General features: G+C 66.5%; 22 protein-coding genes. 4 read left to right on the top strand and 18 right to left on the bottom strand.

What is annotated here, in order from left to right; genetic code table 11:
- Nucleotides 1-148: 148 nt before the first annotated feature.
- A complete protein-coding gene (locus F622_RS0103935) occupies nt 149-2,278 on the top strand; it encodes an HDOD domain-containing protein (RefSeq protein ID WP_019571383.1) in 2,130 nt (709 codons plus the stop codon).
- A gap of 24 nt (nt 2,279-2,302) precedes the next feature.
- On the top strand, nt 2,303-4,438 hold the full coding sequence (locus F622_RS0103940) for an EAL domain-containing protein (protein WP_019571384.1): 2,136 nt from the start codon (nt 2,303-2,305) through the stop codon (nt 4,436-4,438).
- 44 nt (nt 4,439-4,482) lie between these two features.
- Here the strand turns inward: F622_RS0103940 and F622_RS0103945 are convergent, their stop codons facing one another.
- Nucleotides 4,483-4,968, bottom strand: a complete 486-nt coding sequence (locus F622_RS0103945; RefSeq protein WP_018145970.1) for a DUF1249 domain-containing protein — start codon at nt 4,966-4,968, stop codon at nt 4,483-4,485.
- Nucleotides 4,969-5,396: 428 nt separating this feature from the next.
- Between F622_RS0103945 and F622_RS0103950 the strand changes: the two genes are divergently transcribed.
- Together F622_RS0103950 and F622_RS0103955 are read left to right on the top strand one after the other, a co-directional pair.
- Nucleotides 5,397-7,034, top strand: coding sequence for an alpha-D-glucose phosphate-specific phosphoglucomutase (locus F622_RS0103950; protein ID WP_019571385.1), 1,638 nt, complete (start codon nt 5,397-5,399; stop codon nt 7,032-7,034).
- A gap of 3 nt (nt 7,035-7,037) precedes the next feature.
- Entirely contained in the window at nt 7,038-8,411 is a 1,374-nt protein-coding gene (locus F622_RS0103955) for a sodium-dependent transporter (RefSeq protein WP_019571386.1), read from the top strand.
- An 18-nt stretch (nt 8,412-8,429) separates the two neighbouring features.
- Here the strand turns inward: F622_RS0103955 and F622_RS0103960 are convergent, their stop codons facing one another.
- From F622_RS0103960 to F622_RS0104040, 17 genes are all read right to left on the bottom strand, one after another.
- Entirely contained in the window at nt 8,430-9,590 is a 1,161-nt protein-coding gene (locus F622_RS0103960; protein WP_019571387.1) for an aminotransferase class I/II-fold pyridoxal phosphate-dependent enzyme, read from the bottom strand.
- Between the two features lie 35 nt (nt 9,591-9,625).
- Nucleotides 9,626-11,077 carry a ribosome biogenesis GTPase Der gene (gene der, locus F622_RS0103965; RefSeq protein ID WP_018176999.1) on the bottom strand — a complete coding sequence of 484 codons (1,452 nt, stop codon included), beginning with the start codon at nt 11,075-11,077 and terminating at the stop codon, nt 9,626-9,628.
- A gap of 49 nt (nt 11,078-11,126) precedes the next feature.
- Entirely contained in the window at nt 11,127-12,287 is a 1,161-nt protein-coding gene (gene bamB, locus F622_RS0103970) for an outer membrane protein assembly factor BamB (RefSeq protein ID WP_018939087.1), read from the bottom strand.
- 45 nt (nt 12,288-12,332) lie between these two features.
- Entirely contained in the window at nt 12,333-12,947 is a 615-nt protein-coding gene (locus F622_RS0103975) for a tetratricopeptide repeat protein (protein WP_018145976.1), read from the bottom strand.
- A 23-nt stretch (nt 12,948-12,970) separates the two neighbouring features.
- Nucleotides 12,971-14,251 (bottom strand): histidine--tRNA ligase, encoded by a 1,281-nt coding sequence (hisS, locus tag F622_RS0103980; protein WP_019571388.1) that lies wholly within the window; start codon nt 14,249-14,251, stop codon nt 12,971-12,973.
- Between the two features lie 46 nt (nt 14,252-14,297).
- The gene (locus tag F622_RS0103985; protein ID WP_019571389.1) at nt 14,298-15,467 is read right to left on the bottom strand and encodes a helix-turn-helix domain-containing protein; all 1,170 of its coding nucleotides are present in this window, start codon (nt 15,465-15,467) and stop codon (nt 14,298-14,300) included.
- Nucleotides 15,464-16,234, bottom strand: a complete 771-nt coding sequence (pilW, locus tag F622_RS0103990; RefSeq protein WP_019571390.1) for a type IV pilus biogenesis/stability protein PilW — start codon at nt 16,232-16,234, stop codon at nt 15,464-15,466. The genes F622_RS0103985 and pilW overlap by 4 nt, the downstream gene beginning before the upstream one ends.
- Nucleotides 16,231-17,364, bottom strand: coding sequence for a bifunctional tRNA (adenosine(37)-C2)-methyltransferase TrmG/ribosomal RNA large subunit methyltransferase RlmN (locus F622_RS0103995; protein WP_018145980.1), 1,134 nt, complete (start codon nt 17,362-17,364; stop codon nt 16,231-16,233). The genes pilW and F622_RS0103995 overlap by 4 nt, the downstream gene beginning before the upstream one ends.
- Nucleotides 17,365-17,473: 109 nt before the next feature.
- Entirely contained in the window at nt 17,474-17,905 is a 432-nt protein-coding gene (gene ndk, locus F622_RS0104000) for a nucleoside-diphosphate kinase (RefSeq protein ID WP_018145981.1), read from the bottom strand.
- 377 nt (nt 17,906-18,282) lie between these two features.
- A complete protein-coding gene (gene iscX, locus F622_RS0104005) occupies nt 18,283-18,486 on the bottom strand; it encodes a Fe-S cluster assembly protein IscX (protein ID WP_018169506.1) in 204 nt (67 codons plus the stop codon).
- A gap of 14 nt (nt 18,487-18,500) precedes the next feature.
- Complete coding sequence (gene fdx, locus F622_RS0104010; protein WP_018169505.1) at nt 18,501-18,839, bottom strand: ISC system 2Fe-2S type ferredoxin; 339 nt, start codon at nt 18,837-18,839, stop codon at nt 18,501-18,503.
- 4 nt (nt 18,840-18,843) lie between these two features.
- Nucleotides 18,844-20,727, bottom strand: a complete 1,884-nt coding sequence (gene hscA, locus F622_RS0104015) for a Fe-S protein assembly chaperone HscA (RefSeq protein WP_019571391.1) — start codon at nt 20,725-20,727, stop codon at nt 18,844-18,846.
- Nucleotides 20,728-20,758: 31 nt separating this feature from the next.
- Nucleotides 20,759-21,283 (bottom strand): Fe-S protein assembly co-chaperone HscB, encoded by a 525-nt coding sequence (hscB, locus tag F622_RS0104020; RefSeq protein WP_018169503.1) that lies wholly within the window; start codon nt 21,281-21,283, stop codon nt 20,759-20,761.
- A gap of 105 nt (nt 21,284-21,388) precedes the next feature.
- Nucleotides 21,389-21,712 (bottom strand): iron-sulfur cluster assembly protein IscA, encoded by a 324-nt coding sequence (gene iscA, locus F622_RS0104025; RefSeq protein ID WP_018939093.1) that lies wholly within the window; start codon nt 21,710-21,712, stop codon nt 21,389-21,391.
- Between the two features lie 7 nt (nt 21,713-21,719).
- Nucleotides 21,720-22,130 carry a Fe-S cluster assembly scaffold IscU gene (gene iscU / locus F622_RS0104030; protein ID WP_018145987.1) on the bottom strand — a complete coding sequence of 137 codons (411 nt, stop codon included), beginning with the start codon at nt 22,128-22,130 and terminating at the stop codon, nt 21,720-21,722.
- A 54-nt stretch (nt 22,131-22,184) separates the two neighbouring features.
- Complete coding sequence (locus F622_RS0104035) at nt 22,185-23,408, bottom strand: IscS subfamily cysteine desulfurase (RefSeq protein ID WP_018145988.1); 1,224 nt, start codon at nt 23,406-23,408, stop codon at nt 22,185-22,187.
- A gap of 6 nt (nt 23,409-23,414) precedes the next feature.
- The gene (locus tag F622_RS0104040; RefSeq protein ID WP_018145989.1) at nt 23,415-23,927 is read right to left on the bottom strand and encodes an Rrf2 family transcriptional regulator; all 513 of its coding nucleotides are present in this window, start codon (nt 23,925-23,927) and stop codon (nt 23,415-23,417) included.
- Nucleotides 23,928-23,970 lie beyond the last annotated feature (43 nt).

Here is a 23,970-nt window from a genome sequence, read left to right on the forward strand (position 1 = left end):
GTCTACCCCATTCGGTGGCGCGGGGCAATACCACTCAGTATAGTCAGGAACCAGTGGTGATCCGGCAGACTGCATCAGACTTTCGGTTCCGGACACGCACACAGGGCAAAAGGCGCGGCAGGCCGACTGCACGCGACCGGGGAGCAGCATGACGAGCGTCAATACGGCAACGGACGGTCTACCGAGCCTGCCCCAGGCGCTCATCCCGGTGCTCGACGCCACCCAGGCCAACGAGGCCGATTTCCAGTCCCTGGCTCGGGCGATCATGCAGGACGCGGGCATGTCCAGCCGCCTGCTGCAGGCGGCCAACTCGCCCTTCTACTATCGCGGCTCCACCTGCCGCACCATCGACCGCGCCCTGTTCAGCCTGGGCCTGGATACCGTGCGCAGCCTGGCCCTGACCGCGTCGATCCAGCAGTTGTTCGGCGAGTTCGGCCCACGCCATCGCGGCTACCTGCGCACCATCTGGCAACGGGCGCTGACCACCGCCAACCTGGCACAGGTCCTCGCAACCCTCACCCGCTATCCGCGGCCCGAGGAGGCCTATCTCGCCGGGCTGCTGATCGACATCGGGCGCCTGGTCCGGCTGGTCAATGACGAGGGGCATTACTGGCCCATCCTGCAGACCGCCGAAGACGACCCCCACCTGATCGAGACCGAGCGCACAACCTACAGTCAACACTACGGGGAACTGGGCGGCGAATGCCTCGAGGCCTGGGGGCTGGGCCCGTTCATGGCCGATGCCGTGCGCTACCACCTGGAACCGGCCGAGCGAGTGCGCGACGCCCATCACCTGGTCAAGCTGGTCAACCTGTCGCATGCAATGGGCTGTCTGCCGGGCTCCGGCGCACAGGATTCCGCCGCCGGGTGCAACGAGATCGCCCTGGCCGCGGCGGATACCCTTTTCGGCCTCAACGAGGGATTGACCCGCGAATTGCGCGGGCGCGTGGCCGAGGATGTGCGGCGAATTGCCGGATCACTGGAAATCGATCTGGGCCCGACCCGGACCACGGCGGATCAAAACCCGGAGGAGATCGATCACGCGGCGGAGCGCGCACTGGCCGCCCGCGTCCGTGATCTGACCGAGCTGGAACGAATGAATGGCGAGCTGGCCAGGGCGACCGACCTGCAGGAGCGTTGCACCGCCGCGCGCCGCACCCTGTACCTGACGCTGGGCATAGACCACAGCCTGCTGTTTCTGATCGACCCGGATCACCAGTCCGTCGCCGCCTGGGTGGAGGACGACGAGACCCCCGATTTCACCCTGCCGCTGCTACCCGGGCGCAGCCTGGTGACCGATACGCTGCTGGATCGCGAGATTCAGCTCCACGAGGAAGAGAACGCCGCCGGCTTGCCCGTGATCGACCAGCAACTGTTCCGGCTCTGCGAAGCCGAAATCCTGTGGAGCTTTCCGCTGCTCGCCGACGGCCAGGAACCCGCGGGGGTGCTGATCCTGGGCCTTGCGCGCAGTCAGGCGCAGGCCCTGGAGGCCCGCTCGGACTTTATCGGCTCCCTCGCACGCGAGATCGCCCGGGCGCTGGTCGCCACACCCGAGCCGGCGGATGCCCTCGACGGCGCCACCGAGCAGCGCATCCGCGACACGGTGCACGAGGCCGGAAACCCGCTCAGCATCATCCAGAACTACCTGGGCGTGTTGAACCACAAGCTCGGCGAAGAACACGAAGCGCGCCACGAGCTGGGCCTCATCAAGGAGGAAATCGACCGGGTCGGGCGCATCCTGCTGCGCCTGCGCGATCCGCAGGCTGACGGGAACGAGGAGACCGGACCGGCCTCGCTGAATGCACTGGTCCGCCAGGTCGCCGATATCGTGGACGGCTCACTCTGTCGGACACGGGGGGTCCGCCTGCACCTGGATCTGACTCCCTCCGATCCGCCGCTGTCGGCCCCCGCGGATCACCTGCGGCAAATCCTCATCAATCTTCTGAAGAACGCGGCCGAGGCCCAGGCATCCGGCGGGGAGATCACCATCGCCACCCGTGCCCCAACCACCGTGAACGGCCGCAGGGTCGTGCCTCTGTCGGTAGATGACAAAGGACCCGGGCTCCCTGCCGAGGTCCAGGCAGCGGCATTCGCGCCTGTGACATCGACCAAGGGCACAGGCCATGCCGGGCTCGGGCTCAGCATCGTCAAACGCCTGACCGAGGAGATCGGTGCGGGACTCTCATTCACCAGCGGGAGCGCAGGGACGCGCTTCGAAATCGCACTGCCCCACGCATCACGGGGGTTGGCGAGCGCATCAGGGACGACGCGACAATGATTCGCTACTGACCACGAGACCCCGATGCCCGAACGCGACGCGCCGATCGACCCGCAATCCGTCAAAATCCTCATTGCCGATGACGATCCCGGCCTACTCGAGAGCCTGCGCGGACTCCTGACCATTCAGGGCTACCCCGTGCGGACAGCCGCGGGGGGTGGCGCGGCCATCGAGGCCCTGCGCGAAAAGCACTACGACCTGCTGCTGCTCGACCTCACCATGCCGGAACTCAACGGACTGGACGTGCTGCGCTTCATGCAGGCCGCCGGGCTCGAGACCCTCACCGTGGTCGTCAGTGGCAACAGCACGGTGGAGGATGTCGCCGGAGCGCTGCGCGAGGGCGCCCACGACTATCTGAAAAAGCCCTACGAACCCGCCGAGTTACTGGCCACCGTCCGCAATGCCCTGCACCACAAGGCGCTGGAGGACGCCAATCGCACCATGCGGGCCCGTCTGGAGAAGTCCGAGCGCCTGCACCGGGTGATCGTCAATAACTCCCCGGATATTGTCTTCGTTCTCGGCGCCGACCATCGCTTCCGTTTCGTCAATTCACGTGTACACGAGTTACTGGGCTATGCCCGCCGCGACTTGATCGACCGCTCGGTGTTCGACCTCGTCGAACCCGAGGATCGCGACAAGGCGGAATACTTCTTCGAACAGGCCGCCAGCCCGCACGCCCACATCCGCTCGGTGGAACTGGCCCTGCAGCCCGGCACGCCTTCGCGCAGCCGCCGCTTCTTCGAGGTCGCGGTATGGCCGTCCAGCAACAGCGACGACGCGGACAACGGCGAAACGCTGATCTACGGCACGGCACGGGATATCACCGACCGCAAGGAATCCGAGGCCTTCATCAACTTCCAGGCCTATCACGACCTCCTGACCCGACTGCCCAACCGGGCCCTGTTCCGCGACCGGGTGGATGTGGCCATCTCGCATGCGCAGCGCTCGGGCACCCAGCTGGCGGTGCTGTTCATCGACCTGAACCGCTTCAAGGTGATCAACGATTCCCTCGGTCACACCATGGGCGACCGCCTGCTGCAGGAGGTCGCCCAGCGGCTGCAAGCCTGCATCCGCAAGGGCGACACGCTGTCACGCTTCGGCGGCGACGAATTCACCCTGCTGATCCCGGGACTGGCCAGCAACGAGGCGGCCATCCAGGTAGCCGACAAGATCCTGGAAAGCCTGCAGGCCCCTTTCAAGATCGGCGACCAGGAGCTGTTCGTCGGGGCCAGCATCGGCATCGCGATCTACCCGGATGCCGGCGACAACCTCGAGGCCCTGATCAAGAATGCGGATATCGCAATGTACCGCGAGAAGAGCAGCGGCAAGACGGGGGTGCGCGTGTACAGCCCGGACATGGGCGGCCATCCGCCGCGACGACTGCAACTGGAACAAGACATGCGCCGCGCACTCGAGCGCGACGAGTTTCATATCCTCTACCAGCCGCAGGTGGATACGGAAACCGGGCATATGGTGGGCGTCGAGGCCCTGATCCGCTGGGATCACCCCACGCTCGGGCTGCTGGGCCCGGCCGAGTTCATCCCGGTCGCCGAGGAGACCCGCCTGATTGTGGACCTCGACCGTCTGACCCTGCGCACCGCCATCCGCGAAATGCAGCGCCACAGCCGCGACGGCTACCCGGAACTGCGCCTGGCGGTGAACCTGTCGCCCGTGCTGGTCGAGCGTGACGACTTCGTCGAGGACTTCCTCGGCATTCTGGGCGAGACGGGCTTCCCCCCCGACCTGCTGGAGGTCGAGATCACCGAGAACCTGCTGATGAGCGACACCCCGGACACGGTGCACAAGCTGAACCGTCTAGGGGCCGCCGGCGTGCAGATCGCGGTGGATGACTTCGGCACCGGCTATTCGTCGCTAAGCTACCTGCAGAAGCTGCCGATTCACACGCTCAAGATCGACCGCAGCTTTACCCATACGATCTGCCGCGAGGACGAGGCCTGCATCGTCAACGCGATCATCTCCATGGCCCGCGGGCTGCACATGAACATCGTGGCCGAGGGGGTCGAGACCGAGGCTCACCGCGACTATCTGCGCGACCTGGAGTGCCCGATGATTCAGGGCTTCCTGTTCGGCCAGCCGGCGCCACTGCATACCCTGCTGGAGAACGAGGCCCTCTTCGCCGCACCCACTACCTGCCAGTAGCCTCTCCGGCAACCCGGGAGACGCTGCGACTCCATTGCGTGTCCCTACGAATCGGCCGCGACCACCTCAGGCGCCGCATCGGCCAGGAAGCGGTGTCCCTGGCGCAGGCAGTAGCGCAGCCACTTGTACAGGAACCGGTTATGCCTCCAGCGGCAGACCAGGCCCGGGTGACCGGTCAGCATCTCCGGCGCGCGACCGTCGCCCATCGTGCGGCAGTGCAGTTCCAGCACCTCCGCCTGCCGCGCATCATGGAACATGCGTACGCGCATGTCCGGCTGTTGCCGACGCTCGCCCTGGTGGTCGAACCGGTAGGTCAGGTGCAGCGTGGTCGTGTAGCGGGTGCGCTCCAGCACCTCCAGGTACAGATCCAGCGCACCCTCCACCCGCGAGACCGACCGCAACGGCTGCCGCTCGAGCTCGGGGCACAAACGCCGCAGTGCGAGATAGTTCTCCTCGTACATCTCCATCAGCGCCGCAAAGCTCTCGGGCCTGGGCTCCAGATGGGACGGGGTCTTACGCTCCAGCAACATGTCGCGCAGTCTAACAGCACCGTTTCGCGGGACACCGATTGTCCGCATCCAGAGCAGGACACCCCCAGGGCTTTTTGGTAACGTCGACAGGGGAGGTGCCGAGCAATGTTGTACTCGCACGCGTTGGTGTCCATGTTCTCCGAGACCCGGCCCGGCACGCAGTCCGGTGGTGGTGCTACCGGCCCGTTCCTGTCCTCATCAAGGCGCAACACAGGATTGCGGAACACGGGGCACCATCCTCACCAGCCATCGAAAAACGGGACTCGGCCGCCCGTGCTGGATGAAAACGGGCCCGTTGCCCGCAGAACGGCTCCCTTGTGCCGAGCGACTACACGCCAGTCACCACGCCATGTCAGTACACAGAATCGACTCGAGCGCGAGCGTCCGCATTGCTCAGCGTCTCCCTGGACAACAAGGATGAGCGACCCATGGACATAAGTGTCGTCACGACCCAACCCTTTCCCGACCAGAAACCCGGCACCTCCGGTCTGCGCAAGCGCGTCCGGCAGTTCCGCCAGCCGCACTATCTGGAGAATTACATCCAGAGCGTCTTCGATGCCTGCCCGGACCTGAAGAACGGCGAACTGCTGGTCGGCGGCGACGGGCGCTTCCACAATCGCGAGGCGATCCAGGTCATCCTGCGCATGGCCGCAGCCAACGGGGTGCAGAAGGTCGCCATCGGGTATGGCGGACTGCTGTCCACGCCGGCCGCCTCGTACCTGATCCGGTCTCGGGGGGCCACGGGCGCCCTGATCCTGTCCGCCTCCCACAACCCGGGCGGGCCGGAGGGGGATTTCGGCGTCAAGCTCAACACCGCCAACGGTGGCCCGGCCCCGCACTCGGTGACCGACGCAATCTTCGAGCAGAGCACCCGCATCAGCCATTACCGCATCGCCAACGGCACAGAGCATGTCGACATCGATCATCTACACGCAGTACAGATGGGCGACATGGACATCGAGGTCGTCGACCCCGTGGGCACCTACGCCGACTACATGGCCACGCTGTTCGACTTTGACCGCATCGGCGAACTGCTGCGATCCGACCATTTCCGCATGCGCTTCGATTCCATGCACGCGGTCACCGGCCCGTACGCCGAAGAGATCCTGATCAACCGCCTCGGCGCCCCGGCCGACACCATCCTGCGCGCGGAACCGCTGGCCGACTTTGGCGGCCGTCACCCGGACCCGAATCTGTCCCACACGCGTGAACTGAGCGAGGCCCTGTTCGGTCGGGATGCCCCGGATTTCGGGGCCGCGTCGGACGGCGACGGCGACCGCAACATGATCCTCGGGCGCCGGTTCTTCGTCACGCCGTCGGACAGCCTCGCCATCATGGCCGCCAACGCCCATCACATCCCGGCGTTCGCCGACGGCCTGAAGGGCGTGGCCCGCAGCATGCCCACCAGCCAGGCCGTGGACGTGGTCGCCGAGAAGCTGGCCCTCCCCTGCTTCGAGACCCCCACCGGCTGGAAATTCTTCGGCAACCTGCTAGACGACGGGCGCATCCGCCTGTGCGGCGAAGAGAGCTTTGGCACCAGTTCCGATCACGTACGCGAGAAAGACGGCCTGTGGGCCGTGCTGTTCTGGCTGAACCTGCTGGCCGTGCGCCGCCAGTCGGTCGAGGAGATCGTGCGTGATCACTGGCGCCAGTACGGCCGCCACTACTACACGCGCCACGACTACGAAGCGGTGGAGAGCGAACGGGCCGAACAGGTGATGGCGCGCATCCGCGAGCAGCTCTCGGTGCTGCCGGGCCAGTCCCTGGCCGGCATGCGCGTCGCCCAAGCGGACGACTTCGCCTATCGCGATCCTGTGGACAACAGCCTGACCGAGCACCAGGGCCTGCGGGTACTGTTCGAGAGCGGTGCCCGCATCGTCTTCCGCCTGTCCGGCACCGGCACCGAGGGCGCCACCCTGCGCCTGTATATCGAGCAGCACGAGACCCATCCCGAACACCTCGATGCCGACCCCCAGGAACTGCTGGGACCGCTTATCGACGCCGCGTCGCGCCTGGGCGACATCCCCGGCCTGACCCGCCGCGAGAAGCCCGACGTCATCACCTGACGGATGACGATCACTGCCACTGCGCAGCGCTGGAGCCACGGCTATGCCTTCTTCCTCGCAGCCACGGCGTCGGCGGTGGGGCTGGGGAACGTGTGGAAGTTTCCCTACATCCTTGGGCAGAACGGGGGTGGCGCCTTTCTCGCGGTCTACCTTGGCTGCATCGTCCTGATCGGCATACCGATCATGATGGCGGAGGTCATGATCGGTCGCCGGGGCCGCCGCTCGCCTGGATACGCGGCCCGCGAAGTGGCTCGCGAGAGCGGCGCCCACGACCTGTGGCAGCTGGTCGGCTGGCTGGGCCTGTTCTCCGCCTTCCTGATCATGAGCTTCTACGTGGTGATCACCGGCTGGGCCTTCTCCTACGTCCACAAGGCCGCCACCGGCGCCTTTGTCGGCGCCGACGGCGGCCAGGTGGCGGGAGTGTTCGCCGCCATGACGGCCTCCCCCGCCGAGATGCTCGCCTGGAGCACCCTCGCCGTCACCCTGGCCTTCGGCATCGTCGCCCTGGGCCTGCGCCAGGGGCTGGAACGCTGGCTGCATGTGCTGATGCCGGTGCTGCTGGTCCTGCTGCTGACCGCACTGGCCAGCGCCTGGTGGATTGGGGATGTCCGCCAGGCGCTGGACTTCCTGCTGCGGCCGGACTTCTCCGCGCTGACCTCGCACGGTGTATTGATCGCGGTGGGCCATGCGTTCTTCACCATGACGCTGGCCTCCGGGGTGCTGATGATGTTCGGCGCCTACCTGCCGCAGCACACGTCTATCGGCCGCACCGCCATTGGCGTGGCACTGGCGGATACTGCGGTCGCCCTGATCGCGGGGCTGGCGATCTTCCCCATCGTGTTCGGTTTCGGGCTCGACCCGGCCGAAGGCCCCGGGCTGATGTTTCAGACCCTTCCGCTGGCACTGGCGGCCGTGCCCGTCAGCGGCCTGCTGACGACCCTGTTCTTCGCCACCCTGAGCCTGGCCGCTTTCAGCACCATGATCACCAACGTTCAGGCCTTCGTGCACCTATTCCACGAGCGCCTGCATGCGTCACGCGTGCTCGCGGTCCTGGTGTGTGGCGGCGCGGTCTGGCTGCTGAGCCTGGCCAGTGTGTTCTCGTTCAGCGGCGCGGCCTGGACACGCCTGGACATCACCCTGCTGGGCCGCGAGATCCCGACCCTCTACCACGCCATCGAACACGTGGCCATCAACCTGCTGCTCCCGTTGGGGGGCCTGCTGATCGCGGTATTTGCCGGCTGGGTTGTGCATACCCGCGTGGCCCGCGCCGAACTCGCCCTGGCCCCCTTCGCGTTCACTATCTGGCGTTTCGTGCTCCGCTATGTCGCGCCGATCGGACTGGGTGCACTCCTGTTGAATCTGGCCGGTTGGATATAGCCCGACCCGGCCAGGGGATCACAGCAAGCCCCGCAGGCGCTCGACGGCCTCGCGCAGGCGGGCCTCGGACTGGGTATAGGCGATACGCAGGTAGTCCCGCCCCCGGCTGGGGCTGAAATCCGTCCCCGGCGTCAGGGCGACACCGACCGTGTCCAAGATGCGCGCACAAAGGACCTCGGAGTCCGGGGCGTGGGCCGTACAGTCGGCATAGATGTAGAACGCGCCCTCCGGCCGCGCCTGGACCTCCAACCCGAGTCCCGGCAGCGCCTCCAGCAGCACGTCCCGACGGCGTTTCAGCTCCCGCACCCGAGATTGCAGCAACGCCTCGGTCTCGGGCGCGAAGGCCGCCAGCGCCGCGGTCTGGGCCATGCTGGCCGGGGCCACAAACAGGTTCTGTGCCAGGCGCCGCACCGGGTTCACCCAGGTCTCCGGCACCACCATCCAGCCCAGGCGCCATCCGGTCATGGCGAAGTACTTGGAGAACGAGTTGATCACCACCACATCAGGGAAGCCGGCCGCGGCACTGGGCTCCGGGGTATCGAAGACGATCTGGGCGTAAATCTCGTCCATGATCACCAGGCCTCCCCGCTCGCGCACGACCTCGACGATCGCAGCCAGCCGATCACGCGACAGGCAGGTCCCGGTCGGGTTCGCCGGCGACCCCAGCAGCACCGCCCGGGTATGGGCGCTCCACGCGGCGGCAATCGACTCGGCGGTCGGCTGGAAGGCATGTTCTGCCTGGACGGGCAAGCCCACGGGGGTCGCCCCACGCGCGGCGACAAACTGGCGGTTGCAGGCATAGCCGGGGTCCGGCAGCAGGACTTCCTCGCCCGGATTCACCCCCGCCGCCAGCGCCAGCAGGATGGCTGCGGAGGCGCCCGCGGTGATCACGATGCGTTCCGGGTCGACCTCGGCCCCATGGCGTCGCCGGTAGTCGGCGGACAGCGCCTCGCGCAGGGCCTGGGTCCCGTGCGCGGGGGTGTAGCGGGTATCCCCCTCCGCCAGCGCGGCGCGACCGGCCGCGATTACCAGGGGCGGCGTCGGGAAGTCCGGCTCCCCTACCTCCAGGTGGATGATGTCGCGCCCGGTGCGCTCGGCCGCCTGGGCTCGTGCCAGGATGTCCATCACCCGAAACGGCTCCACCACCTCGGCGAAGCCGGACAGCGCCGGGTCACGCATCGGATTGGCGGGATGCCCCGGGACCACCGTCGCGATCAGCGGCGCACGTGCCGCATCAGACGCTTACGCTTGTACTGCTGTCTCGGCGTGAGCTTGTTGCGCCGGCCCGCGTAGGGGTTGCGCCCGGAGCGGAATTCGAGCCGCAACGGTGTCCCGACCAGCTTGAGCTGCTTGCGGAAGAAGTTTTCCAGGTAACGCTTGTAGCTCCCGGCAAGCGCGTCGGTCTGATTGCCGTGGATCACGATCACCGGCGGGTTCTGGCCCCCCTGGTGCGCGTAGCGCAGTTTGATGCGCCGGCCGCTGATCATCGGCGGCGCATGCTCCGCCACCGCGGCCTCCAGCAGACGCGTGAGCTCCGGCGTGGACATTTTGCGGAAGGCACTGGCGTGGGCCTCGCACACGTCGTCCAGAAGATGCCCGACATTGGTGCCGTGCAAGGCCGAGATCAGGCGCATGCGGGCAAAATCGACAAACCCCAGGCGCCGATCCAGCTCGTCGCGGATGCGCTCGCGCGCGTGGTCGTCCAGCCCGTCCCACTTGTTCACGGCCAGCACCAGCGAGCGCCCGGCCTCGATGACCATCCCCAGCAGGTGGGAATCCTGATCCGACAGGCCGGCATGGGCGTCCACCACCAGGACCACCACGTGGGCGGACTCGATCGCCTGCAGCGTCTTGATGACGCTGAATTTCTCGATCACCTCGTGGACCCGGCCACGGCGGCGTACCCCGGCGGTATCGATCAGGGTGTACTCCTGACCGTCGCGCTCGAACGGGACAAAGATGCTGTCGCGGGTCGTACCGGCCACTTCCGTGGCCACCACGCGCTCGTCGCCCAGGATACGATTCACCAGGGTCGACTTGCCGACGTTGGGGCGTCCGACGATCGCGACGCGAATGCCCGGCCAGTCATCCAGCGCCGCCTGCTGCGAGGCTTCGTCGAGGCCGTCACTGGCGGCCTCGTCGTCTCCGGCATCTTCACTGGCCGCCCGGCGCGCGGCCGCCACGTCCTTGCGCACCGCCTGCATCAGGCCCTGTACGCCGCGCCCGTGTGCTGCGGCAATGGAGGTCACCTGCCCCAGCCCGAGGGCGTAGAACTCGGCACTGACGGAATCGGCATCCAGGCCATCGGTCTTGTTCACCACGACCCGCGCCTTTACCCCGGCGCCGCGCAGCTGATCGGCAATCGCCTGGTCCTGCGGCGTCAGGCCGTCACGAGCATCCACCAGGAACAGCACATGATCCGCTTCGGCCACCGCGCGCTGGGTCTGTTCGGCCATCGCGCGGTCCATCTCCGCGCCCTCGCCCGAGAGCCCGCCGGTGTCCACGACCAGATAGGGAAAGTCGCCGACCTTGCCAATGCCGTACTGGCGATCACGCGTCAGTCCGGCGACGTCCGCCACCAGGGCATCGCGCGAGCGCGTGAGCTGATTGAACAACGTGGACTTGCCGACATTCGGCCGACCGATCAGGGCGATAACCGGAATCATCTGCGGCTGCGCCCTGCGCGGAGAACCCGGCGCCCTGAAACCTTGTGGCTCACTCGTCACCCCGGATTGAGGGATTCACGGCCGTCAGCTGCCCGTTGTCGGTGACGACATACAGCGTGCCGTTCACCAGGGTGGGACGCGTAACCACGGAACCGGAACCGGCGCGCAGCCGGGCGACAATGCGCCCGTCCTCGACGTCGATCCAGTGCAGGTAGCCCTCGTAATCACCGACGATGGCGTGCTGGCCGACCACCACCGGCGCAGTCACACCGCGCAGGCGCAGGCCATCCATCTGCCACAGGTCACCACCACTGCGGGGTTCCAGGCCCCACAGGTGGCTCTCGGCATCGGTCACAACCAGGACATCGGAACGCGTATCCACATCCCCGCCTTGATAGGAAGAAAAATCACGGACCCAGAAGATCTCGCCGGAGTTGAGATCCAGCGCCGCGAGCCTTCCCTGGTAGGTGGCCGCAATGGCAGCGCCGCGATACATCGGGATATGCCCGTCCAGGTCCACCATGCGCTCGACCTCCGTGCGCCCGGTGGGAACCCCCAGGGTGGTCTCCCACAGCACGTTGCCGCGGTTCAGCCCCAGCATCAGCAGGCGGCCGTTGTCGAACCCGGCCAGCACACGGCCGGAGGTGATCTGCGGGCGCTGGGCCCCGCGCAGGCTCAGCGAGGGTGTGGTGCGCAGCGCGGTCCACTGGGTGGCGCCGGAGTCGGCGTCCAGGGCATGGATGCGGCCGTCGTTGGTACGCACGATGACCAGGCCGCCGGACACATCCGAGACTGCCAGCACCTCGCTGGAGAGCGCAGCACGCCAGCGTTCGCCATCGCCATCCAGATCCACGCCGATGGCGTAGCCGTCCAGCGTGCCGACCACGGCGAGGCCGCCACCGACGCCGACCCCCGCGGAGACCCGGGCATCATCCAGGCGCACCTGCCAGCGCTGGCTGCCACTGTCGGGATTCAGACCGGAAACCCGCCCGGCGGCGTCGCTCATCACGACCAGGTCGTCGGTGATTCCGGGATAGATCTGCCACAGAAAGCGCTCGCCACCGCTGCCCACCGAGCGCGACCACAGCCGCTCCGGCTGACCTTCGGCCTCGAACTCCGGCAGGTCCGCCGGTGGCTCGGTGGTATCGCGCGACCACAGACCGCAGGCGCTCAGGGACAGGATCAGCGCGCTGGCAATCAGCAGGCGCACGACCGGACTCGCAAGGGAAGGCACAGACATCAGGCGACGGGTCCTCTAGACGGAAAGTTCTTCATATTTCAGACGCAGGTACTCGGGGCTGTGCCCCGCGTCCAGTGCAGCCTCGTAATGCTCGCGGGCCCGCTCGCGATCGCCACGGGCGCGGGCCAGATCCCCTTCGAGCTCGCGCTTCAGCCCCGTGAAGGCATCGCTGCGAACGTCGGCCAGGGTCGCCTCGGCATCATCCAGGCGCTCGGCCAGGATCATCTGGCGCGCAAGACGCAGCGTTAGCACCTCGCGATACCCACGATCGGGGGCCGCGTCGCGCGCAGCCTGCAGCGCGTCGATCGCGGTGTCGGTGTCATCCTGCGCGATCGCCACATCGGCCCGGTAGACCCAGGCAAGCGCGCGGTAGGGCGTACCCCGTCCCTGTTCGATCACCGCATCGGCCAGTTCCAGCGCGCGATCGGTCTGGCCGGTCTGACCGGCGACCTGCAGGGCCTGATACATCTCGGAGGACACCTGGGCGCGCGATTCCTCGCGATCGCTCCACCAGTTCCAGCCGAACAGGCCGCCGACCCCGAGAACCAGGCCGGCCACAATCGCCATGCCGTTGTTCGCCCACCACTGCTTGATGCGTTCCGCTTTTTCTTCGTCGGTGAGATAACTCATCGTGTTCTCTATCCTTGCGTTGACTACGAGCGCTTTTGCAGAGCCGTGCGCAGATGGTCGGTGAGGGCGGCACGGTCGACGGCCACCTGCTCGCCGCCCTGCGATCTTAACGGCTTCACCGTGACGGTGCCCGCGGCATGCTCGTCACTACCAAGCACCAGGGCATAGTGCGCCCCCAGACGATCGGCACGTTTCATCTGCGACTTGAAGCTGCCGCCACCACAGTGCTGGACCAGTCGCAGCCCCGGCAATTCGCCACGCAGCTGGTCCGCCAGTTGCAGTGCCGGGCCGACCAGTTCGTCGCCGCCGACGATCAGGTAGGCATCCGGACCCGGCGCTGCCGGGGCGTCTTCGCGCGCCTCCAGCAGCGCAACCAGCCGCTCCAGGCCCATTGCCATCCCGATCGCCGGGGTGCCACGGCCACCGAGCTGTTCGACCAGGCCGTCGTAGCGCCCGCCGGCGCAGACCGTACCCTGGGCACCGAGATCCTCGGTGATCCACTCGAATACCGTATGCGTATAGTAATCGAGCCCGCGCACCAGGCGCGGGTTGTGCTCGTACGCGATACCCAGCGCATCCAGATGCGCGCACAAGCCGTCGAAATGGGCGCGCGACTCAGCGTCCAGATCATCCATCAGGCTGGGGGCCTGCGCGACCACCTCGCGGGTATCGGGATGCTTGCTGTCGAGGATGCGCATCGGGTTGTCGTACAGCCGGCGCTGCGCCTCCTCGTCGAGGGCGTCACGATGCTGCTCGAAATAGGCGATCAGGTGGTCGCGATAACGCTGCCGGCTTTCCGGGGTTCCCAGCGTGTTCAGCTCCAGGCGCACGTTCGAGAGCCCGAGCATGCGCCACAGCCGTGCGGTCATCGCGAGCATCTCGGCGTCGACATCCGGCCCCGGCAGGCCGAACACCTCGACCCCAACCTGGTGGAACTGGCGATAGCGCCCCTTCTGCGGGCGCTCATGGCGGAACATCGGCCCCAGGTACCATAGTCGCTGCACCTGGTTGTGCAGCAGCCCGTGCTGGATCCCCGCGCGCACGCAACTCGCGGTGCCTTCCGGGCGCAGGCTCAGGCTGTCGCCATTGCGGTCGTCGAAGGTGTACATCTCCTTCTCGACGATATCCGTGACATCACCGATGGAGCGCTTGAACAGCTCGGTCGACTCCACGATCGGCATGCGGACCTCGTGGTAGCCGTAGGCCTCCACAACCTCGCGCAGGGTGGCTTCCAGATGCTGCCAGACATGAATGGACTCGGGCAGGATGTCATGCATCCCGCGGATCGACTTGATCGCTTTCATGGTGTCTTTTTGTTTGTACGTGATGGCCTGCCGGGAAGACCCGGGCTCAGCCTTCCAGATCGAAGCGCGCGGTGCGGTCGCTCCGGATATGCGTCTCGACGTCCACCGGCTCGCCATCCAGCGTCAGCGAGACCCCGGACGCGTTGCCCAGGATCACCCGGCCAGGCAGATCCAGGCGAATCTCCTCGCGGTCACCCGAGCTGAGCACGCCGGTCAAAACCACCTCGTCGGCGGCATCGCGGATCTCCACCCAGGAGGTCTCGCCAAATTCCAGCACCAGTTGCGCGCCCTCACCCGCCGCCGGAGCTTCACCGGAAGTCTCGATCACCGGGGAAGCATCCCGTGGGGCTTCGCTTTCGGCCCGCACGGGGGCCTCTGGCGTGACCGGCTCTTCCGGCACGGCCAGGCGTTCGGTCAGGGCCTCCCCCGGTGCGGTGGATTCCGAGGATGCTTCCGGGGCGCCGACCGATCCCTCGGCACCCGCCGGCTCCGGCTGGGCGCCCTCCGGGAGGGCCTCCGGCGCGGGCGTAGCGGGCTCCGGATCGGTACTTTCGGCGATCGACGGGCTGAGCCCTTCGGCGTCCGGGGTCTGGGTATCGGCGAGGCTCGGGACGGCATCCCGCGCCTCGCCCAGGTTCAGTGACGGCCACCCGGGCGTGTCCGTGCGCTCGCTCCAGGCATAGACCCCAAGCCCAAGCAGGATCACGGCCAGCAGCAAGGCGAGCCAGTAAATACCGCGGCCGCGCCGACGCTGACGGTCGCGCGCGGAGGGCGTTGCGACGGCCCGGAGTTCGGGGTCGACCATCCCGTGGCTCTCGAAGGACTGAATCCACGGGTCCGCGGCCACGCCCAGTTCGCGTGCGCAGGAGCGCAGATAGCCGCGCACGTACGCCGGCGGCATGTGATGAAAGCGATTGGCCTCCAGGTCTTCCAGGGTGCCGCGCCCGAGGTGGATGCGGCTGGCCAGGGTCGCGGTGTCCAGACCGGCCGCCTCACGCGCCCGCCGCAGACTGGCGCCGGGCTCGTCCTCACCGCGGGGCGCCTCCGGTCCGGATGCCTCCGGGTGGTCCCGGGTGGTCAGGCCATGCGCGGCGGAGAAGGACGGCTCCGGATCGGGGTCCGAACCCTCGGTGCGCAGGGAGGCGACGTTGTTCGTTGAATCATCGACATCTTCGACTCGCCCGAGGCCCGGTTCCTTGTCGCGTGGATCGCTCACCCTTCACGCTCCAGCCAGCGCAGCTCGGCCATCTCGTCGCTGTCCGGGTGATGGCGGCTCAGGCGCTCGGCACACGCGTTGGCCGCGCGGCTGTTGCCCAGCGCGCTTTCGGCCTGATAGCACAGCAGCAGCGTCTCGGCATTCTCGACCCCCTGGCTGTCCAATCGCTGCAGGAAGGCCCGCGTCTGCATCGGCCGGTCGTCCTGATAAGTCAGCCGCGCCATTTCCAGAAGCGCGCGGGGATACTGCGGATTGAGTTCCAGCGCCCGGCGCAACTGCCGCTCGGCCTCCTCGGCATCGCCCGCGTCCGCGTGACAGACGCCGGAGTTCATGTGGGCGATGTCGCGGCGATCGTAATCCGGATTCCTAATCGCCTTGGCGAACAGCTCCTGAGCCTCGTCGAAGTCCTCGCGGGCGCAAAGCAATGCGCCCAGATTGGTCTGCGCAAAGGGGTTGTCCTCGTCGCGGCGCAGGGCGCGGCGATAGTGTTCCTCGGCACGGTCCAGCTGGTCCTTGCGCTCGTAGATCGCTGCCATACCGATATTGGCGAGGACATAGCCGGGGTCATAGTCCAGCGCCCGCCGCAGGTTGCGCTCGGCCTGCTCGAACTCGCCCTCGCGCAGATAGCCGATGCCCAGTTCGGCATGCACCTCGGCGGCATCCTCGCGTTCGCCGGAGACCGGTCGGTCGGCCGTGGCGGCACAGCCACCCAGCAGCAGCGCCAGGGTCAGAACCCCGGCGATGCGCAAACCCGCGCGTCCAGTCATGAAGCCCTCCGATCCGTCTGTGGCAACTCGGCATGCAGGCGGAACATGCGCATGCCACGATTGGTTCGATCCTCGACCTGCCCCACCAACTGCCCGCAGGCGGCATCGATGTCGTCGCCCCGGGTGCGCCGGACGGTGGTCACGTAGCCGGCCTTCTGCAGGCGCCGCTCAAAGGCCAGGACGGTGGCCTCCGACGGGCGTTCGAACGGAGCCCCCGGGAACGGGTTGAACGGGATCAGGTTGATCTTGCCGGGAATACCCCGCAACAGCCCGGCGAGCTCGTTGGCGTGCTCGGGCTGGTCGTTGACGCCGGCCAGCAGGACGTATTCGAACGTCACGCCACTGTGGGCATCGGTTGCCTCCACGTAGCGGCGGCAACTGTCCAGTAGCTCGGCGAGCGGGTACTTGCGGTTGATCGGCACCAGACGGTCGCGCAACGCGTCATTGGGCGCATGCAGGCTGACGGCCAAGGCGACATCGGTATGTGCGCTCAGACGATCGAGGGCTGGAACCAGGCCGGAGGTCGAAAGGGTCACACGGCGCCGGCTGAGACCGTAGGCATTGTCGTCGGTCATCAACTGACAGGACGGGACCACCGCATCGAAATTGGCCAGCGGCTCGCCCATACCCATCAGGACCACGTTGCTGACTGCCCGCTTGCGACCATCCGGCGCCGGGAGCCGCTGCATGGCCAGCCACACCTGACCGATGATCTCGGCACTGGTGAGATTGCGGTTGAAGCCCTGCTGGGCCGTGGAGCAGAAGGTGCAGTCGAGCGCACAGCCGACCTGGGAGGAGATGCACAGCGTCCCGCGCCCGCCCTCGGGGATGAAGACGGTCTCGATGGCATTGCCGTCGGGGAGCCGCAGCACCCACTTGACGGTACCGTCGGAGGAGGCCTTTTCCAGACCGATCTCGGGCACGCGGATCTCGGTCTCGCGCTCCAGACGATCGCGCAGCTTGCGCGACACGTCGGTCATCTGTTCGAAGTCGGTGACCCCGCGCTGATGGATCCACTTGATCAGCTGGGTGGCACGAAAACGCGGTTCACCCCACTGCGCCAGCAGCTCGACGAGCTGTTGGTGGCTGTAGCCCAGGAGATTCAGGGGGGTGGAGGATGTGTGTGCCATAACAGGGACCGGTTCGCTCAAGTCCCCTAGTGTACTGTGCCGAAGGGATGCCTGCCTACGGGGCCCGGTGTGCGGTGCAACCGGGCCCCGTAGCGCATGCGGGCCCGCTTTATCGGGTACGCGGGCAGACGCCGTCGTCGCCAAAGAAGAAAGCGATCTCGCGCTCCGCGGTCTCCGGGGCGTCAGAGCCGTGTACGGCGTTCTCGTCGATGGACACGGCGAAGTCGGCACGGATGGTGCCCGGAGCGGCTTCCTTCGGGTTGGTCGCACCCATGATGTCGCGGTTCTTGGCAATGGCGTCCTCGCCTTCCAGGACCTGCACCAGCGCCGGGCCGGAGATCATGAACTCGACCAGATCGTTGAAGAACGGGCGTTCCTTGTGCACGTCGTAGAAGCCTTCGGCCTGCTCGCGGCTCAGGTGCATCATGCGCGCGCCAACGACCTTCAGGCCGGCCTTTTCGAAACGGCTGATGATGTCGCCGATGGCATTCTTGGCAACGGCGTCAGGCTTGATGATGGAAAGGGTGCGTTCAACGGCCATGGGGCGGCTCTCCTGGTACTTGGATTGAAATTCGGTCGCTGGGCCCGGCTGCAAACGCGAGAACCCGCCGTTCGGCGGGTTCCCAACGCAAAAAAGACGCGGACGCAACGTGCGGCGCGTAGTCTAGCGACCTGACGCCCCTGCAGCAACGTCACCGGCCTTGATTCATAACTCAGCACACTACTGCGCACGCAGACACGCAGAAGGTCGAGGGACGGCACAGAAATACAGGCCGGGATACCGCTTCGCATCGGTGAGCTAGCCTGGCAGCGGGTAGGCGTTTCACCCTCCTGCCCGTCCCGGTGTCCTCTGTGCCCTCTGTGGAGAAAAAGGGTCTGGCCCTTCTTCGTGTGCTTCGTGGTCGATCCAAAAACCCGTCAGTCGTCGACGTCGGCCTCGTCCATCCAGGCAAGCTGGATCGCCTCAAGGACGCGCTCGCCCGAGCGTTCGGGGTCGTCATCGAATTCCGGCAGGTTCATCACCCACTGACGCAGATCCACGAAGTTGATGTTGCGCGGGTCCACATCCGGGTGTTCGTCGGCTAACTGGATCGCAATTTCCTGGGTTTCGGTCCACTTCATCGCTTGGTCCTTGATCAGTGGTTCTCGGAGACCTGGTTAATGGTGTACTTCGGCAGTTCCACCACGAGATCGTTGTCGGTCACGATCGCCTGACAGGACAGGCGCGAGTCCGGCTCCAGGCCCCAGGCCTTGTCGAGCATGTCTTCCTCGTCCTCGGTCGGCTCGTCCAGGCTGTCGAATCCCTCGCGCACGTAGACATGGCAGGTCGTACAGGCGCAGGACTTTTCGCAGGCGTGCTCGATCTCGATGCCGTTTTGCAGTGCAAGATCACAGATGCTAATGCCCGACGGGGCCTCGAGGGAGGCGCCTTCGGGGCAGATTTCCTCGTGGGGTAGAAAGATTACCTGGGGCATGTTCTCAGTTCCCTGCGTCGTATTCGCTAACGTTGTGACCGGCGAGTGCCCGCCGGATGCTGTCATTCATGCGCCGCGCGACGAAGGCCTCGGAGGCCTGCTCGACGCGCTTGCGCGCGGCCTCGATCGCGTCCGGGTCGTCGCCCTTCTCGCGTTCGGCGCGCAGGGCATCGCGCGCCTGTTCGATCGTCTGGCGCTCCTCCGGCTCCAGGTAGCGATCACCATCGGTCTGCAGCGCGGCGTCGATCGCCTCCAGCACGCGGTCGGCCTCCACCTGTTCTTCGCGCAGGCGGCGGGCCTCCATATCCTCGCGCGCGGACGAGGCCGAGTCGCGCAGCATCTGCTCGATCTCGGAATCGGTCAGCCCATAGCTCGGCTTGACCTCGATATGCGCCTCCACGCCCTGGGTCTGTTCGCGCGCGGTCACGTTGAGCAGCCCGTCGGCGTCCACCTGGAAGGTCACGCGGATGCGCGCGGCCCCGGCCACCATCGGCGGGATGCCGGACAGGGTGAACTGGGCCAGCGAGCGGTTGGCATCCACCACGTCGCGCTCGCCCTGCACCACATGCAGGGACATCGCCGTCTGACCATCCTTGAAGGTGGTGAACTCCTGGGCCCGCGAGACCGGGATGGTGGTGTTGCGCGGGACGATGAACTCGACCAACCCGCCCATCGTTTCCAGGCCCAATGACAGTGGGATCACGTCCAGCAGCAGCAGTTCGGTATCGGGCTTGTTGCCGGCCAGGATGTCGGCCTGCTGCGCGGCGCCAATCGCCACCACGCGGTCCGGATCGATCCCGGCATGCGGGACCCGACCGAAGAACCCCTCCACCGCCTCGCGGACCGCAGGCATGCGGGTGGAGCCGCCCACCAGCACGACCTCGTCAATCGCATCCGTCTCCAGGCCGGCATCCGCGAGGACCTGCTGGCAGGCCTTCATGGTGCGATCCAGCAATGGACGAGCCAGCCCCACGAGGGTTTCGCGATCCAACGCGCCGGACCAAGTGGAGCCGTCCGCGCGCACGACCTCGACCGGGGTGCTCGCAGCGTCAGTCAGGGCTTCCTTCGCCTGACGCGCGGCCAGCAACACACGACGCAGGCGCTGCGGGTCGTTCTCGCCGCCCATCCCGGCCTGGTTCAACAGCCAGTCGGCGATGGTGCGGTCGATGTCATCGCCGCCCAGGGCCGAGTCGCCACCGGTCGCCAGCACCTCGAACACGCCGCGGCGCAACTGCAATATGGAGATGTCGAAGGTCCCACCGCCCAGGTCGTAAACCGCGATGGTGCTCTCCTCGCCCTGATCCAGCCCGTAAGCCACCGCTGCGGCAGTCGGTTCGCTGATCAGGCGAAAAACGTTCAGCCCCGCCAATTGCGCGGCATCGCGCGTGGCCTGGCGCTGGGCATCATCAAAGTACGCGGGCACGGTGATCACCACGCCCTCGAGTTCGTCGCCCAGGGTCGCTTCGGCCCGCTGGCGCAGGGTGTGAAGGATATCGGCGGACACCTCGACGGCGGTCTTGTCACCCGCGGCCGTCTCGATCCGCGGCACGCTGGACTCGCCGGTCTTGAGGCGGAACGGCAGCTCGCCGGACAGGCGCGCGACATCCGCCGCGCCGCGCCCGATCAGGCGTTTAACCGAGGCGATGGTGTTGTGCGGATCATCCGCCGCGTGCTCCGCGGCCGCATACCCCACGCTCACCCCATCCGCGGCGTAGTGGACCACCGACGGCAGGATATGCCGGCCCTGCTCGTCTGGCAGGGTATCCGCCTCGCCACTACGCACCGTGGCGACCAGCGAATGGGTCGTGCCGAGGTCGATCCCGGCCGCGAGGTGGCGCTGATGCGGCGCGGACTCGGCTCCGGGTTCGGTGATCTGCAATAACGCCATCGGGTGTTCGGCTCCTTCACATGGCCGCGGATCAACCGCGCGCCAGGTTCTGTCGGGTTCGTTTCAATTCGTCCAGCAAGCGGTCGAAAAAGCGCAATTCCAGCACTCGGTCCTTGGCCTCCGGTGCCGGGGCCACTGGATCCTTCAGGGCATCCGCGACCTTTGCCCGCGCCTCGGCCCGGGCCTGCTCCAGCTCCTCGCCGGCGGCCTCCAGCGCGGCACCATCCCTGGCCGCCGCGGCCTCTTCCATGCGTTCGCGCCACTCGATCTGCGCCTCGATGAACTCGATGTTCTGGCTGGTATCGCGTTCCGGGTCGAACGCCACGCCCGTGCGCTCCAGCAGGTGCAGCGCACGGCGGTAGTCATCCCCGAGGATCGCGTAGGCCTCGTTCACGTCGGCCGCCACCGCCGCCGCCATGCGCCGGGCCTGGTCGCCCTGGCGCACGAAGCGGTCCGGATGCAACTCTGCCTGCAGGCGGCGAAAGCGCTCGTCCAGCTGTTGCCGGTCCACCTCGAAGGCGACCGGCAGATCGAACTGCTCGAATGGGTCGTTCATCAACTCTCGGCCTCAAGAAGCACTGGCGACGCACTGACAAAAGAAAAGGGGTGGGACGACGACCAGCAATCGGCCGCCATGCACCACCCCGGATGCGATCATCAGTCAGATACTGAAGCTTTCACCACAGCCACATCGGGCCTTCTCGTTCGGATTATTGAACTTGAACCCTTCGTTCAGACCTTCCTTGCCGAAATCCAGCTCGGTGCCATCGAGGTACACGAGGGACTTCGGATTCACCACCAGCTTCACGCCGCGATCCTCGAACACCGTATCGGTGTCCTCGATATCGTCGGCAAACTCCACCACGTAGGCCATGCCGGAGCAGCCGGTCGTCCTGACAGCCAGCCGCACGCCCACGCCCTTGCCTCTCTTGTCGAGGAAGTTGTGGATCCTTTCGGCTGCGGGTTCGGTCACTGTAATCGACATAGCACCCTCAGGCAGACTTCTTCTCGGCTTCCGCGGCCTCGCCGTGGCGCTCCTGGTAGTTGGACACGGCCGCCTTGATTGCGTCCTCGGCCAGCACCGAGCAGTGGATCTTCACCGGCGGCAGCGCCAGTTCCTCGGCGATCTGGGTGTTCTTGATCTGGCTGGCTTCTTCCAGGGTCTTGCCACGCACCCATTCGGTGAGCAGCGAGCTGGAAGCGATCGCCGAACCGCAACCGTAGGTCTTGAACTTGGCGTCCTCGATGATGCCGTCGTCGTTGACCTTGATCTGCAGCTTCATCACGTCGCCGCAGGCCGGGGCACCGACCATGCCGGTGCCGACCGTGTCGTCGTTCTTGTCGAAGCTGCCGACGTTGCGCGGATTTTCGTAGTGGTCCAGAACCTTGTCACTGTAAGCCATGACCGTTCTCCTGTTGCGTGTGTACGCGTTGCGTTAGTGGTGTCGAGCGGACCCCTAGTGGGCCGCCCACTCGACGGTGCTCAGATCGACGCCGTCCTGGTACATCTCCCACAGTGGCGAGAGTTCGCGCAGCTTGGCGACCGCGGCGCGCACAATCTTGACCGTGTGGTCGACCTCTTCCACCGTCGTATAGCGACCGATGGAAAAGCGGATGGAGCTGTGGGCCAGCTCGTCGTTGCGGCCCAGGGCACGCAGGACGTAGGACGGTTCCAGACTCGCCGAGGTACAGGCCGAGCCGGAGGACACGGCGATGTCGCGCAGCGCCATGATCAGGCTCTCGCCCTCGACGAAGTTGAAGGAGACGTTCAGGTTGTGCGCCACGCGCTGTTCCTGATCGCCGTTCAGATAGACCTCTTCCATGCCGTCGAGACCCGTCCACAGACGGTCGCGCAGCATGCGGATGCGCTCCAGCTCGGGGCCCATCTCGGCACCGGCAAGCGCAAAGGCCTCACCCATGCCGACAATCTGGTGCGGTGCCAGCGTGCCGGAGCGCATGCCACGCTCGTGGCCGCCGCCGTGCATCTGCGCCTCGATCCGCACGCGCGGCTTGCGGCGCACGAACAGCGCACCGATGCCCTTCGGACCGTAGGTCTTGTGCGCAGAGAAGCTCATCAGGTCCACCGGCAGGCTGGACAGGTCGACTGCGACCTTCCCGGTCGACTGGGCCGCGTCCACATGGAACACGATCCCGCGCTCACGGCAAAGGTTGCCGATCGCCTCGATGTCCTGGATGACGCCGATCTCGTTGTTCACGTGCATCACCGAGACCACGATGGTGTCGTCACGCATCGCGTCTTGCAGCTCCTGCAGGTCGATCAGGCCGTTTTCCTTCACACCCAGGTACGTGACCTCGAAGCCCTCGCGCTCCAGCTGACGCGTGGTGTCGAGCACGGCCTTGTGCTCGGTCTTCACGGTGATGATGTGCTTGCCCTTGCGCTGGTAGAAGTGCGCGGCACCCTTGATCGCCAGGTTATCGGCCTCGGTCGCACCGGAGGTCCAGATGATTTCCTTGGGATCGGCGCCCACCAGCTCGGCGACCTGGCCGCGAGCGTTCTCCACCGCCTTCTCCGCGCTCCAGCCAAAGCTGTGGCTGCGCGAGGCGGGATTGCCGAACAGGCCGTCCTTGGTCAGGCAGCCGGCCATCTTTTCGGCCACGCGCTCGTCAACCGGCGTGGTCGAGGAATAATCGAGGTAGATCGGCAGTTTCAGGTCACTCATTGCGCGTTAGCTCCTTTCCGCGGCCGCTTTGGCGGTCGCATGGCTTTTTCCGGTCGAGGCTTGCAGAGGGGCGCCGTGCATCACGACCTCCTGCACGCCGTCTTTTTCCATTTGTTCCCGATGGCGCTGCAGTACATCCGCCAGCGAGCGGGTGCTGAGGAAGTCATAGACCTGCTGACTCAGATCGGTCCACAGGTCGTGCGTCAGGCAGCGCGAATCCGAATTGCAGTTGGCCTTGCCGCCGCAGCGGGTGACGTCCACCGGCTCGTCCACCGCCACCACGATATCGGCCACGCTGATCCCCTCCGGTTCACGGCTGAGGGCATAGCCCCCGCCCGGCCCGCGACTGCTGTTCACCAGCCCCTTGCGGCGCAGCCTGGAAAAAAGCTGCTCCAGATAGGACAGCGAAAGCTTCTGCCGCCGCGCCACTTCGGCCAGGGATACCGGCCCGTTGCGGGTGTGCATCGCCACATCGAGCATGGCGGTGACGGCGTACCGGCCTTTGGTCGTCAGTTTCATGGTTGAGTGCACTTGTCAGTCATTTGCCGGCAAGCTTAGCAAT

It is taken from the genome of Thioalkalivibrio sp. ALMg3 (genome assembly GCF_000381225.1).
Lineage (GTDB): Bacteria > Pseudomonadota > Gammaproteobacteria > Ectothiorhodospirales > Ectothiorhodospiraceae > Thioalkalivibrio > Thioalkalivibrio versutus.

What these genes read in the sequence shown, in the direction of transcription:
- F622_RS0103975 (WP_018145976.1), bottom strand. Translation starts at nt 12,947, where the DNA reads ATGAGTTATCTCACCGACGAAGAAAAAGCGGAACGCATCAAGCAGTGG.
- pilW (WP_019571390.1), bottom strand. Translation starts at nt 16,234, where the DNA reads ATGACTGGACGCGCGGGTTTGCGCATCGCCGGGGTTCTGACCCTGGCG.
- F622_RS0104035 (WP_018145988.1), bottom strand. Translation starts at nt 23,408, where the DNA reads ATGAGTGACCTGAAACTGCCGATCTACCTCGATTATTCCTCGACCACG.
- F622_RS0103935 (WP_019571383.1), top strand. Translation starts at nt 149, where the DNA reads ATGACGAGCGTCAATACGGCAACGGACGGTCTACCGAGCCTGCCCCAG.
- fdx (WP_018169505.1), bottom strand. Translation starts at nt 18,839, where the DNA reads ATGCCCCAGGTAATCTTTCTACCCCACGAGGAAATCTGCCCCGAAGGC.
- iscU (WP_018145987.1), bottom strand. Translation starts at nt 22,130, where the DNA reads ATGGCTTACAGTGACAAGGTTCTGGACCACTACGAAAATCCGCGCAAC.
- iscX (WP_018169506.1), bottom strand. Translation starts at nt 18,486, where the DNA reads ATGAAGTGGACCGAAACCCAGGAAATTGCGATCCAGTTAGCCGACGAA.
- iscA (WP_018939093.1), bottom strand. Translation starts at nt 21,712, where the DNA reads ATGTCGATTACAGTGACCGAACCCGCAGCCGAAAGGATCCACAACTTC.
- F622_RS0103940 (WP_019571384.1), top strand. Translation starts at nt 2,303, where the DNA reads ATGCCCGAACGCGACGCGCCGATCGACCCGCAATCCGTCAAAATCCTC.
- F622_RS0103960 (WP_019571387.1), bottom strand. Translation starts at nt 9,590, where the DNA reads ATGCGTGACCCGGCGCTGTCCGGCTTCGCCGAGGTGGTGGAGCCGTTT.
- F622_RS0103955 (WP_019571386.1), top strand. Translation starts at nt 7,038, where the DNA reads ATGACGATCACTGCCACTGCGCAGCGCTGGAGCCACGGCTATGCCTTC.
- hisS (WP_019571388.1), bottom strand. Translation starts at nt 14,251, where the DNA reads ATGAAAGCGATCAAGTCGATCCGCGGGATGCATGACATCCTGCCCGAG.
- hscA (WP_019571391.1), bottom strand. Translation starts at nt 20,727, where the DNA reads ATGGCGTTATTGCAGATCACCGAACCCGGAGCCGAGTCCGCGCCGCAT.
- F622_RS0103945 (WP_018145970.1), bottom strand. Translation starts at nt 4,968, where the DNA reads ATGTTGCTGGAGCGTAAGACCCCGTCCCATCTGGAGCCCAGGCCCGAG.
- hscB (WP_018169503.1), bottom strand. Translation starts at nt 21,283, where the DNA reads ATGAACGACCCATTCGAGCAGTTCGATCTGCCGGTCGCCTTCGAGGTG.
- der (WP_018176999.1), bottom strand. Translation starts at nt 11,077, where the DNA reads ATGATTCCGGTTATCGCCCTGATCGGTCGGCCGAATGTCGGCAAGTCC.
- F622_RS0103950 (WP_019571385.1), top strand. Translation starts at nt 5,397, where the DNA reads ATGGACATAAGTGTCGTCACGACCCAACCCTTTCCCGACCAGAAACCC.
- F622_RS0104040 (WP_018145989.1), bottom strand. Translation starts at nt 23,927, where the DNA reads ATGAAACTGACGACCAAAGGCCGGTACGCCGTCACCGCCATGCTCGAT.
- ndk (WP_018145981.1), bottom strand. Translation starts at nt 17,905, where the DNA reads ATGGCCGTTGAACGCACCCTTTCCATCATCAAGCCTGACGCCGTTGCC.
- F622_RS0103995 (WP_018145980.1), bottom strand. Translation starts at nt 17,364, where the DNA reads ATGGCACACACATCCTCCACCCCCCTGAATCTCCTGGGCTACAGCCAC.